Annotated in this window: 11 protein-coding genes and 1 pseudogene; all 12 read left to right on the top strand. The window is 50.9% G+C overall.

Features of this window, described 5'->3' with window-relative positions:
* A pseudogene (locus ACR0QT_RS14010) lies at positions 1–519 on the top strand (VirB4-like conjugal transfer ATPase, CD1110 family); the annotation flags it as partial.
* Positions 520–522: 3 nt separating this feature from the next.
* The gene (locus tag ACR0QT_RS14005; protein WP_432631314.1) at positions 523–2292 is read left to right on the top strand and encodes a CD1108 family mobile element protein; all 1770 of its coding nucleotides are present in this window, start codon (positions 523–525) and stop codon (positions 2290–2292) included.
* Between the two features lie 35 nt (positions 2293–2327).
* Complete coding sequence (locus ACR0QT_RS14000; RefSeq protein WP_432631313.1) at positions 2328–2579, top strand: DUF4315 family protein; 252 nt, start codon at positions 2328–2330, stop codon at positions 2577–2579.
* Positions 2576–3733 carry a CD1107 family mobile element protein gene (locus ACR0QT_RS13995; RefSeq protein ID WP_432631312.1) on the top strand — a complete coding sequence of 386 codons (1158 nt, stop codon included), beginning with the start codon at positions 2576–2578 and terminating at the stop codon, positions 3731–3733. The genes ACR0QT_RS14000 and ACR0QT_RS13995 overlap by 4 nt, the downstream gene beginning before the upstream one ends.
* A 185-nt stretch (positions 3734–3918) precedes the next feature.
* Positions 3919–4371, top strand: a complete 453-nt coding sequence (locus tag ACR0QT_RS13990) for a VOC family protein (protein WP_432631311.1) — start codon at positions 3919–3921, stop codon at positions 4369–4371.
* Positions 4372–4501: 130 nt separating this feature from the next.
* Entirely contained in the window at positions 4502–6580 is a 2079-nt protein-coding gene (locus ACR0QT_RS13985; RefSeq protein WP_432631310.1) for a DNA topoisomerase 3, read from the top strand.
* Positions 6577–7464 (top strand): LPD16 domain-containing protein, encoded by an 888-nt coding sequence (locus ACR0QT_RS13980; RefSeq protein WP_432631309.1) that lies wholly within the window; start codon positions 6577–6579, stop codon positions 7462–7464. Before ACR0QT_RS13985 ends, ACR0QT_RS13980 begins: the two co-directional genes overlap by 4 nt.
* Positions 7461–7769: an immunoglobulin gene (locus ACR0QT_RS13975; protein ID WP_432631308.1), complete on the top strand. Its 309-nt coding sequence runs from the start codon at positions 7461–7463 to the stop codon at positions 7767–7769. Before ACR0QT_RS13980 ends, ACR0QT_RS13975 begins: the two co-directional genes overlap by 4 nt.
* Positions 7756–8349 carry a YodL domain-containing protein gene (locus tag ACR0QT_RS13970; protein ID WP_432631307.1) on the top strand — a complete coding sequence of 198 codons (594 nt, stop codon included), beginning with the start codon at positions 7756–7758 and terminating at the stop codon, positions 8347–8349. The genes ACR0QT_RS13975 and ACR0QT_RS13970 overlap by 14 nt, the downstream gene beginning before the upstream one ends.
* Positions 8350–8556 carry a transposon-transfer assisting family protein gene (locus tag ACR0QT_RS13965; protein WP_097783070.1) on the top strand — a complete coding sequence of 69 codons (207 nt, stop codon included), beginning with the start codon at positions 8350–8352 and terminating at the stop codon, positions 8554–8556.
* A gap of 361 nt (positions 8557–8917) precedes the next feature.
* Entirely contained in the window at positions 8918–9703 is a 786-nt protein-coding gene (locus ACR0QT_RS13960) for a TnpV protein (RefSeq protein ID WP_432631306.1), read from the top strand.
* Between the two features lie 5 nt (positions 9704–9708).
* On the top strand, positions 9709–13787 hold a 4079-nt coding region (locus tag ACR0QT_RS13955; protein ID WP_432631305.1), incomplete at its 3' end, for a DEAD/DEAH box helicase family protein.

Genomic DNA, 13787 nt, shown 5'->3' with positions numbered 1-13787 from the left:
CTGGTCTGCTATGACATCAAGGAGCTGGGCAAGCAGCTGAAAAAGATCGGTATGCTGGTGGTGCAGGATCAGGTTTGGGGGCGTGTGACCGCCAATCGTAATGCTGGTAAAGCCACCCGCTACTATATGGACGAGTTCCATCTGCTTTTGAAAGAAGAGCAGACAGCGGCCTACAGCGTGGAAATCTGGAAGCGATTCCGTAAATGGGGCGGTATTCCCACCGGAATCACCCAGAACGTAAAAGACCTGCTTTCTTCCCGTGAAGTGACGAACATTTTTGAGAACAGCGACTTCATTTATATGCTGAATCAGGCAGCCGGTGACCGTCAGATTCTGGCGGATCAGCTGAATATCAGCCCGCACCAGCTGTCCTATGTGACCCACTCAGGCGAAGGCGAAGGATTGCTGTTCTATGGAAATGTGATTTTGCCGTTCGTTGATCGTTTCCCGACCGATCTGGAACTGTACCGGATTATGACGACAAAATTAACCGAAGTGCAGGAAGCGAAGGAGGTGTAAGCGATGGCTGGCAAGAAAAATCCGAATCTCGGAGACAAGCTGCGGCAGGAGCGCGAGGGTGCGGAGAACACCCTTCGCGATTCCAGAAACAAAACTGCCGATAGCAGTACGGGAGACAGCAGCAAGAAAAAAGCGGAACACCGAAGGCAGATTCGTCACGAAGCCGATCTTGCCAAGATGCGTAGCAAGAAGCTGAAATCAGAGCAGGAAGTAAAAGCGAAGAAGAATGCAGCGGCTTCCGGGAAAAAGGGCGGAAAGCCAAAGAAACCGGGGAATCTTGCGGCAGATGCACTTTCAGCCAAAGCACATCAGGGGGTGCGCAATGCCGACCAGGATAATAATTCCGGTGTGGAGGCAGCTCATTTTACTGAAGGTTCAGCGGAAGGTGCAGCCCGTGCCGGTTCCAGGTTCCAATATGGTCGAAAGCTGCGGCAGTACAAAAAGCTGGAGCGGTTGGAGAAAAAGGCAGATAAAGATGCTGTGGATTCCATCTTTGCGGAACGCATGAAGTCTGATCCGCAGGCTGGCTCGAATTTCTTTTCCAGATGGCGGCAGAAGCAGGCTATCAAAAAAGAGTATGCCGCTACGAAGGCAGGTGCGGCCGCTGCGGAGAACACAGCAGCTGGCACAGCCAAAGCTGCGCAGGGTACTGCTAGCATGACAGAAAAGGCATTTCAGTTTGTACAGAGCCACTCGCATATCATCATCGTTATCGCAGCTGTGGGACTGCTTGTTTTGGTGATTGCCGGGTCGGTTTCGTCATGCTCTGTCTTGATCAATGGCGGCGGCAATGTGGTGCTGGGGACTTCCTACACGGCAGAAGATGAAGATTTGAAAGGCGTGGAGACGGATTATACCAAGCTGGAAGATGAACTTCGCAAACAAATCGACCGCATTGAAACCGACCATCCGGGTTATGACGAGTATCGCTACAATCTGGCAGAGATTGGTCACAATCCATATGAGCTTGCTTCTCTGTTGACCGTAGAATTTGAGAACTATACGAGAAGCCAGGTGCAGGCGCGGCTCCAGAGTATTTTTGAAGCGCAGTATGAGTTGAAGCTGGTGGAAAAGGTGGAAATCCGGACGAGGAAAGAAACCCGTGTGGGCTATCGCTACAATCCAATCACCGGAACCGGACACACCTACACCTATCAGGTGACGGTACAGTATGAGTATAAAATCCTCAATGTAACACTGCTCAATCGGGGCGTTGACTATGTTGCAAGAAATTCCGGCCTTACAGATGACCAGCTGCAACGATACGAAGTCACACTGGAGTGCCGGGGCAATCGGGATGACCTGTTTGCAGGCATAGCCTTTGCAACGCCGGATGGCGCGGGTTCCAGCGGAGAATACCAGGATTACGACATTCCGGGCGAAGCTCTGACGGATGAAAAATTCCGGAAGATGATTACCGAAGCAGAGAAATATCTCGGTTATCCCTATGTTTGGGGCGGCAGCTCGCCGAGTACCAGCTTTGACTGTTCCGGCTTTGTCAGCTGGGTCATCAACCACTGCGGCAATGGCTGGAATGTAGGCAGGCAGACGGCCAACGGTCTGATGGGAAAATGCGACATTATCCCTAAGAGTGAAGCAAAGCCCGGAGACCTGATCTTCTTCCAGAAAACCTACAACACCAGCGGAGCGTCCCATGTGGGCATTTATGTCGGCAACGGGATGATGATTCACTGCGGCAACCCAATTTCCTATGCTTCCATTGAGACGAACTACTGGCGGCAGCACTATTACTGCATGGGAAGAATTCGATAAAAACAGGGCGTTTATTCGCCCGGAAAGGAAATGATATGAGCTTGAAACTGGAAAAGATTGCTGCGGAGCGGGAGAAAGCCCGCAGGAAACGCGATGAGTGGGAGGAGCGCAGAAAGGAATGGGACAGAAAGTACCACGAACAGGAAAACAGCGAAATCTGTGAAATGGTACATGCCCAGAGCCTGACCCCGGAACAGCTGGCAGTCATCATTCGGATGGCACAGGCTGCGGTTCCCAACCCGGAGAACCTGAAACTGGATGAGAAAGAAACGGAGGATATGGAATGAAAAAGATGATGGCAATGCTGCTTGCCAGTGTGATGGCGGCAGGAACCTTTACGACCACTGCATTTGCCTATACGGGCGATGATGTGCAGAAGAACACGTCTGTCAGTACTGCTGCGCAGGAAGCGGATGCAGCAGAAAGTGCAAATGCAGGGAAAACGGACAATACCGACAGCATCGAAATCGACCCGGATATGCAGGTGCTGCCGGATGGCTATGAGGTCTCTACGGATGCGGATGGGAACCTGATCGTTACGGTGGGTGGCAAGGAATACAACATCGGCAGCGAAAAGTCCCAAAAGCAGACTGGTACGGTGGTGCCGGGTATCACCAGCCTGCATTTTCGTTCCGGTCCAGGCATGGATCAGGAAATTATCGGATATCTGCATTCCGGTGATACGGTGGAGATTGTCGAAAAATGCGGTGACTGGTATAAGGTGAACTTCAACGGCAAAACGGGGTATGCACATGGAAAGTACCTGAATGTCACGGATTCCGCAAAAGACAGCAGCATGTTCAGTGAAGATGCGCTGAAGCTGTTTCTGGATCTGATGCAGGGCGGAATGTCATCCGAGGATGAGAAGGAATCCAGTGCAGCTTTGACTCCGGAAGGAAATATGACGCTGGTGGATGATATCGGTGTGGAAGAAGATAAATCCAGCCAGCAGTTCATCACGCTGGTGACAAAGGCTGGTAACACGTTTTATCTGATTATCGACCGCGATAAAGATGGCAACCAGAATGTGCATTTCCTGAACATGGTGGATGAGGCCGATCTGCTTGCTCTGATGGATGAAGAGGAAGCTGCCAAGTATCAGGAAAAGGAACCGGAAGTCACGGAACCTGCGGAAACCGAAAAGCCGCAGGAGACGGAACCGGCACCGGAAGAGCAGAAAACAGAGGATGCGCAGAAGAAAGCATCTCCGCTTCCGATGATTATGCTGCTTCTGTTTGTGATTGGTGCAGCCGGTGTCGGCGGTTATCTCTATATCAAGATGAAGGGTGTAAAGCCTGCATCTAAGAAAAATCAGCCAGACCCTGATGCGGATTATCACGATGAAGATGCGCTCCAGCTGCCGGAGGATGAGGGTGACGAGAACGAAGAAGTGGATGTAAACGAGGATTACGAAGCAGAATCGGATGATGAACCTGTCTGATTAAGGCAGCGTTGACCGGTGGGGCGGCTGAGAAGCCGTCCCTTTTACATAGCTAAATGGTTTGTGAATGGAGTATTTTGAGCCATGAAGCTATGGGAACTGTAGGTGATATATGATAAAATAGAGAATAAGAACAGTGATACAACTCGGAATTTTACGAAATAAAGAAATTGTAGGAGGAATATATGGTCGGAAGAATTTATCACGTTGGATTAACGGTTTCTGATTTGGATCGCTCTATTGCTTTCTACAGAGACATTCTTGGACTTGAGTTTCAAGGAGAGATTTTTATGGAAGGCGAAGAAACAGATAAAATGTTTCGCAAGTCAAATTGCAAAGCAAGAGTTGCTTATTTGAATGGCTCCAAGGCTATTGAAGCACCACCGGTTGAGCTGATTCAGTTTGTAGACAGCGAAATCCATAAAGAACAATCCGACTTGTTTACGACATCCATCTCAGAAGTGTGCTTCTACACGGATGACATAGATTCTGTCTACAGAACCCTGATTGAAAATCATGTGGAGTGCTTATCTGAACCGCAATATTTCGACTTTAGGGCAGATGGATTTGGGGAAAGCAGAGCGTTTTATTTCAGAGACCCGGATGGCATTATCCTTGAAATGATGCAGCCTCTTTGATAAGAAATCATAGGTATAGGAAATAGCCAACTTCCAATTTGTAGTTCTAAAATAGAATACCGTTCCTTACATAGCAGTCATGCGCTTCGGTGCCTGGCTGCTAATTTTTTTACGAAAGGAGCAGTATCGAATGAAGCTTGTATTAGCGGAAAAGCCCTCGGTTGCCATGAGTCTCTCGAAGGTGATCGGGGCAAATCAGCGCGGAGACGGTTATATGGAGGGCAATGGCTACCTTGTCAGCTGGTGTGTGGGGCATCTGGTGGAACTTTCCCAGCCGGAAGCCTATGATGAAAAGTATGCCAAGTGGAGGTATGATGATCTTCCGATTTTGCCGGATCATTGGCGGTATCAGGTATCTGCCAGCACTAAAAAGCAGTTCGGAATCCTGAAAAAGCTCATGCAGCGGAAAGATGTGGAGAGTCTGATCTGTGCAGCCGATGCAGGGCGTGAGGGAGAACTGATTTTCCGGCTGGTTTACCATCAGTGCGGCTGCAAAAAGCCGGTGGAACGACTTTGGATTTCCTCGATGGAGGACAGTGCGATCCGGGAAGGCTTTCAGAAGCTCCGACCGGGAACAGAATATGATGCCTTATATGAGGCGGCTTTATGCCGGGAGCGTGCCGACTGGATTGTCGGAATCAACGCCACCCGGCTTTTCTCATGTCTGTATGGGCAGACCTTGAATGTGGGGCGCGTGATGACACCAACGCTTGCGATGGTGGTCATGCGGGATGCAGCTATTCGGGCGTTCAAGTCGGAACCATTCTACTCGGCAGAATTAAAATTCCGGGATTTCCAAGCGGGCGGTGAGCGGATGAAAGAAAAAGCAGAAGCAGAAAAACTGGTGGCAGAGTGCTGTCAGGCGGGAAGTGCCATCATTACTAAGGTGGAGCAGAAAGAAAAATCAGAGAAGCCCCCGGCCTTGTTTGATCTGACCTCGCTTCAGAGAGAAGCAAACCGGCAGCTGGGATTCACTGCCCAGCAGACCCTGGATTACACACAGGCTCTGTACGAGAAGAAACTCGTAACCTATCCCCGTACCGACAGCCGGTATCTGACGGATGATATGGCACCGCTGGTACCGGAACTTGTTTCTGTGATCCAGCAGAGCTTTCAGATTCAGCCGGATGTGTTGGCACCGGTGAATGCAGCGCAGGTCATCAATTCCAAGAAAGTCACTGATCACCATGCCATTATCCCTACAAAAACAGCGGCAGGTTATGACATTTTCTCTCTTCCCAGTGGAGAACAGGCGATTCTTACTCTGTTGGCGGTGCGGCTGATTTGTGCAGTCGGAACACCTTGCCTCTATGCAGAAACCATAGTGGAAGCAGAATGCGCCGGTCAGAAGTTCAGCACGAAAGGCAAAACAGTCACGGATATGGGCTGGAGGCGATATGCAGGAAAGGCAGTTGAAGATGCTGAGAAGAATGCAGAGGCAGGTGAACTTCCGATACTTTCGGAAGGCATGACACTGGAACTTGCCGGTGTCGATCTGAAAGAAGGTAAGACCAGCCCACCCAAGAGGTTTACCGAAGATATTCTGCTTTCAGCAATGGAAAGTGCCAGCTCGGATGAATTTCCGGATGGCGTAGAGCGAAAAGGCATCGGCACACCGGCCACACGCGCTGCTATCATCGAAAAACTGGTGCAGAAAGGCTTTATCGAACGCAGGGGCGATAAGAAAACAAAATACCTTTTCTCTACGGATAAGGGAAATGCGTTGGTGACGGTGGTGCCGGAACAGATTCAGTCCCCGTCCATGACGGCAGACTGGGAGGAAAAACTGCTGAAAATAGAACATGGCGAGTATGACAGCGATGCCTTTATGGAAGAAATCAGCAGCATGGTCAGCGGACTTGTTAAAACCTACGAGGCCGTAAAAGGTGCTGATGTGCTGATGCAGCCGGAACGCAAGGTCATTGGCTCCTGTCCCGCCTGCGGCAGTGATGTCTGTGAAACGGCAAAGGGTTGGTTTTGCAGGGATAAGAACTGTAAATTTGCACTCTGGAAGGAAAACAGATTCTTTCAGACATTGGGAAAGCAGATGACAGAGGAACTGGCAAAGCAACTGGTAAATCAGGGAAAAGCACGGCTTACCCATTGCTATTCCAAGAAGTCCAATCGTTACTATGACACAACCGTTCATGTAGAGACCGGCGAGGACGGTGCAGCAGCATTTAAGCTGGAGTTTGGAGGTAAAAAATGAGCATGAAAATGATGAATGCAGCTTATCTGGTGGATAATGTCGCTCTGCTTTCCTTGCAGGAAAAGCAGGACGGCGTGGAATTCCATTGCTTTGATATGGACAGCAAGGTGCAGATTGCAGAGGGCCACATTGGCTGGGATGTGTTGGATAAACAGCCGTTTCCTACGCTGGAAGAAAGCGCGAGGATGGCGGCACTCCAGAAGATTCCCCAGCTTGCTGGTCTTGCTATTGCACCGGTAGCCCCGGAGATGCTGGAGCAGGTACGCGGCGGCAGAAAGGTTCTCTGGCAGATGAAAAAGGCTGATCCTGAGCTGGAGAATGCAAAAAACATCCGGTTTATCACCAGCAGCTACGAGGATCGGTTCAAAATTCCGGATGGCAGTGCGGTGGAGATTGAGTATCCGAATCGGAAATTTTCAGCCCGCTGCGAATATATGGACGAATATCATCTGCGCCTTGGGTATGATGTTCTGCACATCTGCCAGCTGGCAGAAATGCTGGAACGCGGCGGTGGTACATGCCGCCCGGAGCCGCTGATTACGGAAGAACGCAGTGCATGGGATTTGGGAAGCAAGGGCTTTCTTGCCATTCAGACCTGTGAGGACGGTTACGACTATACCTTGTATCATAAGGACTTTACGGAAATTGACGGTGGACAGATCGACAACCCGGAAATCAGCATGAATGCAGCCAGAGACCAGATTCTCATAGATTATGGGTTCGGTGGCCGTACCATGACGCGGATTGACTATGATGAACTTTGTGATCGTGCAGAGAATGCAGAAAACAGCAGACGGGAATCTGTGCTGGGTAAACTCTCGGATTTATCGTCCAAAACGGATACGCCGGTGAAAGCTGCCAAGGCGAAGGAGGCGGAGCGATGAAGTACAAGCTTACGAAGACGGAGCAGGAAACCGTCATCAATTTTGACAATGAACTGGATACCGCCAGTATTTACACCCATGACAGCCGCCTGATTAAGAAGCTTCGGGAACTGCGAAAACAGTATCCGGAGCAGTTTATTTTGGAGCACCGGGAGCATGGGTCGGTCACTTATACGATTCCGAAACGCTGCGTCGGTATCCGACCGCCTTATAGTGAAAAGCGGCGGGAACAGCAGCGACAGGAAGCAAAGAAAAACGGCCTGCCGTTTATGGAGAAGGGAGAAATGAACGATGGCAAGAATTGAAAAATGGGATGAAGTGCATGGAACGCAGGCACCGGACGAAAGAATGATGGCATTTCTCGACAGTGCTACCGACCAGTATGCGATTTTGCAGCTTCGCCGCAGCGAGGATACGGTATATGAACGCTTTTCGTCTATGCGCGAATTGGAACGGATGGGGCTGGAACCGGATATTGACCATTATGAGGTGGTGTATACGGCTCCGCTTCTTCCCTACAAGGATCAGAATACGATGTTGGAGGAACTGTATGCGAAATTCAATGTTTCCCGCCCTGATGATTTTACTGGGCATAGTCTTTCTGTGTCTGACATCGTGGCTTTACGGCAGAATGGTGTTGTAAGCTGTCACTATGTGGATTCCATCGGCTTCCAGGAGCTGCCCGGATTTTTGAAACCGGAGAATTACCTGAAAGCCGCAGAAATGGCAATGGAAGACGATTACGGTATGATTGACGGCGTGATCAATAACGGAAAGAAGGAAGAACCGGTGGAGAAAGCTTCGGTTCTGGATCAGCTGAAGGAAAAGCAGGAGGCGGTGCCGCCTGCATCGCCTCGCAGGTGCTGCGAAGAAAAGGAGTTATAAATGCGTTTTACGGATGACGAGTGGATGCTCATGATGCTTTACAGCCCTGGCACACGGACAGGGCTGATTGCAGAGCTTCAGACGATGCAGAAAAGTCTGACCGGCAGAGACAGAAACCTGCGCAGGTGGACGGCCTCGCTGCTTGCAAAACTGGCAGAGATGACGGATGCGGAATATGAGGCACTGGATTTGTATCCGGACGAATAAAGGAGAGGAGGAAAAAGACAGATGATGACAAAAACGGCTTATTATATGCAGATGGCGCAGGAAGCTGCGGCGCAGATCACTGGCAGCAAAGAACAGTGGACAGCGTTTTTGACCACATCCGCACGGCTTTATAAGTATCCCTTTGCAGAGCAGCTGATGATCTATAAGCAGAGACCGGAAGCAACGGCCTGTGCAGAGTACGATCTCTGGAATGACCGGATGAACCGCTATGTGAAGCGCGGCTCCAAGGGCATTGCTCTTTTGGACATGCGCGGTGAGCAGCCGAAACTTCGGTATGTATTTGATGTGGCAGATACCGGAGAACGGAAGAATTCTCGCCCGGTACAGCTCTGGAAAATGAATGCGGAGCATGAGCAGCCGATCATTCGGGCACTGGATACGGCGTTTGATGTTCCAGTCGGTGTCGGGTCTCTGGAAAATCACATTATGGAAGCGGCAGAACGCCTTGCAAGGGATTACTGGGAAGAAAACCGCAGGCAGATCAGTGACATCGTTGCAGATTCCTATCTGGAAGGATATGATGAACTCAACATCGGAGCTTCCTTTAAGAGAGCTGCCGCTGTCAGCATCGCATATTCCGTCTTTACCCGGACGGTGGGCAATGCAGATGACTATTTTGAACACGAGGATTTTCTGGACATCTTTGATTTTAATACGCAGGCTGCCGCCAATGTGCTGGGAACTGCGGTCAGCGAAATGTCCAGCCAGATCTTCCGGGAAATTGAACGCACGATCCGAACCTATGAAAGAGATAAACAGGCAGAAAGGAGCCAAAACTATGATGGAGCTGAATTACACGAAGAACGGCGATTACCTGATTCCGGACATCCAGTTGTCGGTGCAGGAACAGAAGCCCCTGGGCAAGTATGGGAGAATGCGCAGAGCGTTCCTGCAGGAGAACAACACGCTGCTGTACAATCACCTGATCCTGACCGAGAAGCTGTACCCGCACCTGTGGGAGATTCAGGAGACCGCGACCGCACGGATGGAGCAGATGATGGCGGAGCTTCTGAAAGCGAATCCGGCACCGGACAAGAAATTGAACCAGATGGCCTGGGTGCAGCACATGAACATGCTGAAAGCGCAGGCAGAGGAAGTCATTCTGACGGAACTTATCAACAGCTAAACTTTATGAGCCTGTTTCAGTCCGAAGCAGAGCAGATTCAGAAAATTGATGCGGCGGCAGAGAATGCAGCCAGAGAAGCGGAGAGCGAAAAGCCCTCCGCTTTTGTAATTTCTGAGGATGAAATCGACCGGATGCTGCGGACAGGCTCTAATTTTGAAGGCGGAAAAATTCGTATTTATGCGCTGTATCAGCAGCAAGGGGACGCAAAAGAACGAGCTGCATTCCTGAAAGCGGAATATGGTCTCGGCGGTCACAGCTATACCTTTATGGATGGCAGTCGCGGTTTTGCCGATTATAACGGAAAAGGCATTCTGCTTCGCAATTATGACCATGACCGGGAAGTGCGCCTCACATGGTCGGCGGTGGATAAGCGGTTAGACCGGCTTGTGGAAAATGGTCAGTACCTGACTGCGCTGGAAATGGAAGAGTATCGGAAGCTGGAGCAGGAATATGGTGCGCCGCTTCCTATGCCGACTGCCGCCCATGTATTTCCGCCAACGCCGCCGGAACGCTACGATACCGGAAATGAGCATGTGGATAATATGCTGAATACGGCTGCGGATATCTATGCCCGTAGCGAGTTGGCAGCACCTCAGCGGTTTACCGTGATGGAAACTGACGATGGCTATGCGGTTTGGGATGATATTCAGGACGGCATTCATGTGGAGCCGGATGGTGTCAGCGAAGAGTTTACCAGCGAATGGGAGGCAGAGACCTACCGGCAGCAGTTGATTAAAAAAGTTCAGGAACGGGAAGCCAAAGACTGGCTCTATGTTGAGCAGAGCAAACAGGATTTGCAGCAGGACATTCCATTCCCGGATGTGGAATCCGAAGAAGTACAGGAACCGGCTCACGCAAAGGCAGATCCTCTGGTGCTGGAAATGCAGGAACACGCCAGAGAACTTGCCAGAGAGTCAGGCTATGCACCGGATGAACGGTTTGTAGTCACGATGACCGGCGATAATTTCCCGGATTATAAGGATGCGTTTGCCATCTGGGATTATGTTAAAGAAGAGTATTACGGATATTCGGACGGAAAAGTGCAGACATTTGCCGATTATGTAAGCGCATCAGAGGCGTTGCAGGAGATTCGCGGCAGGAACATGGAGGCTGAAAAAGAGCCTGCAACTGTGCAGCCAGAACCCGCAGCTCCGGTGCAGCCGGATTATCGTGTCGGTGATACGCTGTATCTGGACGGAAAGGCATTTACGATTGAAAAAGTCGGGCTTTTCGATGTGGAGCTTCGTGACCCGGATTCCGTGTATCCGATTTTCCGCTCGGAAAGTAAGGAAAATCTGGCAAGACTTTTGGGGCATGAGGAAAATGTTCACCTGCACAATCTGGTGGTTGATCTGAATCCTGGAAAAGAAGAAGCGTTCCGGGCAGGGCATGAAGCAAAACATGCGGAGAACTACCGCATCAACAGCTTTCACCTCGGCGAAGGCAGTCCAAAGCAGAAATTCCGTGCCAACATGGATGCCATTTATACGCTGAAAACCTTGGAAAACCAGCACAGAGATGCGACACCGGAGGAACAGGAAACACTGGCCAATTATATCGGCTGGGGCGGGCTGGCAGATGCTTTTGATGCAGAGAAAACTGCCTGGGCAGGCGAATATAAGGAGCTGAAAGCAGCTCTTACGGAAGAAGAATATGCCGCAGCAAGGGCTTCGACTCTGAATGCGCATTACACTAGCCCTACCGTGATCCGTGCAATCTATGAAGCATTGGACGGTATGGGATTTGAGAAAGGCAATATTCTGGAACCGTCGATGGGTGTCGGCAACTTCTTCGGTATGCTGCCGGATTCCATGCTGGGAAGCAGACTGTATGGTGTGGAACTGGATTCCATCACCGGGCGTATTGCGCAGAAGCTGTATCCGCAGGCAGAAATCAAGGTGGCGGGCTTTGAAACCACCGACCGCCGCGACTTCTATGATCTGGCCGTGGGCAATGTGCCCTTTGGCAACTACCGTGTCAGCGATAAGCCCTATGATAAACTCGGATTTTCTATCCACAACTATTTCTTTGCCAAGGCACTGGATCAGGTTCGTCCCGGTGGCATCGTGGCCTTTGTTACCAGCCGCTATACGATGGATTCCAAGAATCCGGACGCGCGAAAGTATCTGGCGCAGCGGGCAGAACTGCTGGGAGCCATTCGACTTCCTAACAACGCATTCCGTGCCAATGCCGGTACAGATGTAGTGTCGGATATCATTTTTCTGCAAAAGAGAGACCATCCCATTGATATCGAACCGGATTGGGTGCATCTGGGGCTGACATCGGAGGGGATTACCCTCAACAGCTACTTTGTTGACCACCCGGAAATGGTACTGGGTGAGATTACAACGGAAAGTACCCAGTACGGCAAGGAAGAATGTACGGTCATTCCGATTCCAGGTGCGGATCTGGGAGACCAGCTGCATGAGGCCGTGCAGCATATCGGCGGTCACTATGAAGCGCAGGAGCTGGCACCGGAGGAAGAACTGTCCTTGCAGGGCGAAACCATTCCGGCAGACCCCAATGTAAAGAACTTCTCCTATGCGGTGGTGGATGGGGATGTCTACTTCCGTGAGAACAGCATCATGCGAAAGGCTGACCTTTCTGCGACAGCCACCGGCAGGATCAAGGGCATGGTGGAGCTTCGTACCATTGTGCAGGAACTGATCGACTATCAGCTGAACGATTATCCGGAGGACGCGATTGCCCAGAAACAGCGGGAACTGAATGTAGCCTATGACCGATTCGCCGATCAGTATGGGCTTATCAACTCCCGTGCAAATGCGCAGGCTTTTTCAGAAGATTCGTCTTATTATCTGCTCTGCTCTCTGGAAAATGTAGATGAAAACGGCAGGCTGGAATCCAAGGCGGATATGTTCACCAAACGGACGATTCGACCGGAACGGGCTGTTACCAGCGTAGATACTCCGGCAGAGGCTCTGGCAATCTCCATCGGAGAGCGCGGCAAAGTGGATTTGCCCTATATGTCGGAGCTTTTAGGTACACCGGGAGAATTTGAAAAAATCCAGCAGGAACTGCATGGTGTCATTTTCAAAGACCCGATGACGCAGGGCGGCGAGGAAACCGGCTGGGTAACAGCTGATGAATATCTGTCCGGCAATGTCCGGGAAAAGCTCCGCGTGGCAGAGTTGGCTGCGGCCTCTGACCCTGCCTTCGCGGTGAACGCGGAATATTTGAAGAAGGCACAGCCAAAAGACCTGGATGCTTCGGAGATTGATGTGCGTCTTGGTGCCACATGGGTCAATCGGGATTATATCCAGCAGTTTATGGAAGAAACCTTTGAACCGCCGTTCTATCTGCGCCGAAATATTGAAGTGAAATTCTCTCCCATGACGGCAGAATGGCAGATTACCGGCAAGAGTACACCGAGCCGGAACGATGTCCATGCCTATATGACCTACGGCACCAGCCGTGCCAATGCCTACCGGATTTTAGAGGATACGCTGAATCTGCGGGATATTCGTATTTACGATACCGTGGAGGATGCAGACGGCAAGCAGAAGCGGGTTCTGAATAAAAAGGAGACCACCCTCGCCCAGCAGAAACAGCAGGCCATTAAGGATGCGTTCCAGAACTGGGTGTGGAAAGACCCTTATCGCCGCGCGGAACTTGTGGAAAAGTATAACGAGCTGTTCAACAGTACCCGTCCCCGTGAGTATGATGGTTCTCATATCCGCTTTGGCGGCATGAATCCGGAAATCCGGCTGCGGGAACACCAGCAGAATGCCATTGCTCATGTGCTGTACGGCGGCAATACGCTGCTGGCCCACGAAGTGGGTGCCGGTAAGACTTTCGAGATGGCCGCTTCTGCTATGGAGGCAAAACGGCTGGGACTGTGCCAGAAATCCATGTTTGTCGTTCCGAATCATTTGACCCTTCAGTGGGCAAACGAGTTTCTGCGTCTGTATCCGAGTGCAAAACTGCTGGTGGCAAGCAAAAAGGACTTTGAGACTGCCCGCAGAAAGAAGTTCTGCGCACGAATTGCCACTGGCGATTACGATGCGGTCATCATCGGGCATTCCCAGTTTGAGAAAATCCCGGTGTCCGCAGAACGGCAGGAGCG

This window comes from Brotaphodocola sp. (assembly GCF_050873365.1).
Lineage (GTDB): Bacteria > Bacillota > Clostridia > Lachnospirales > Lachnospiraceae > Brotaphodocola.
The sequence above is the reverse complement of the archived record's forward strand: the minus strand, read 5'-3'. Positions and strand labels throughout refer to the sequence as shown.

What these genes read in the sequence shown, in the direction of transcription:
- ACR0QT_RS13975 (WP_432631308.1), top strand. Translation starts at nt 7,461, where the DNA reads ATGAAGTACAAGCTTACGAAGACGGAGCAGGAAACCGTCATCAATTTT.
- ACR0QT_RS13990 (WP_432631311.1), top strand. Translation starts at nt 3,919, where the DNA reads ATGGTCGGAAGAATTTATCACGTTGGATTAACGGTTTCTGATTTGGAT.
- ACR0QT_RS14000 (WP_432631313.1), top strand. Translation starts at nt 2,328, where the DNA reads ATGAGCTTGAAACTGGAAAAGATTGCTGCGGAGCGGGAGAAAGCCCGC.
- ACR0QT_RS13995 (WP_432631312.1), top strand. Translation starts at nt 2,576, where the DNA reads ATGAAAAAGATGATGGCAATGCTGCTTGCCAGTGTGATGGCGGCAGGA.
- ACR0QT_RS13960 (WP_432631306.1), top strand. Translation starts at nt 8,918, where the DNA reads ATGCGGAGCATGAGCAGCCGATCATTCGGGCACTGGATACGGCGTTTG.
- ACR0QT_RS13970 (WP_432631307.1), top strand. Translation starts at nt 7,756, where the DNA reads ATGGCAAGAATTGAAAAATGGGATGAAGTGCATGGAACGCAGGCACCG.
- ACR0QT_RS13965 (WP_097783070.1), top strand. Translation starts at nt 8,350, where the DNA reads ATGCGTTTTACGGATGACGAGTGGATGCTCATGATGCTTTACAGCCCT.
- ACR0QT_RS13985 (WP_432631310.1), top strand. Translation starts at nt 4,502, where the DNA reads ATGAAGCTTGTATTAGCGGAAAAGCCCTCGGTTGCCATGAGTCTCTCG.
- ACR0QT_RS14005 (WP_432631314.1), top strand. Translation starts at nt 523, where the DNA reads ATGGCTGGCAAGAAAAATCCGAATCTCGGAGACAAGCTGCGGCAGGAG.
- ACR0QT_RS13980 (WP_432631309.1), top strand. Translation starts at nt 6,577, where the DNA reads ATGAGCATGAAAATGATGAATGCAGCTTATCTGGTGGATAATGTCGCT.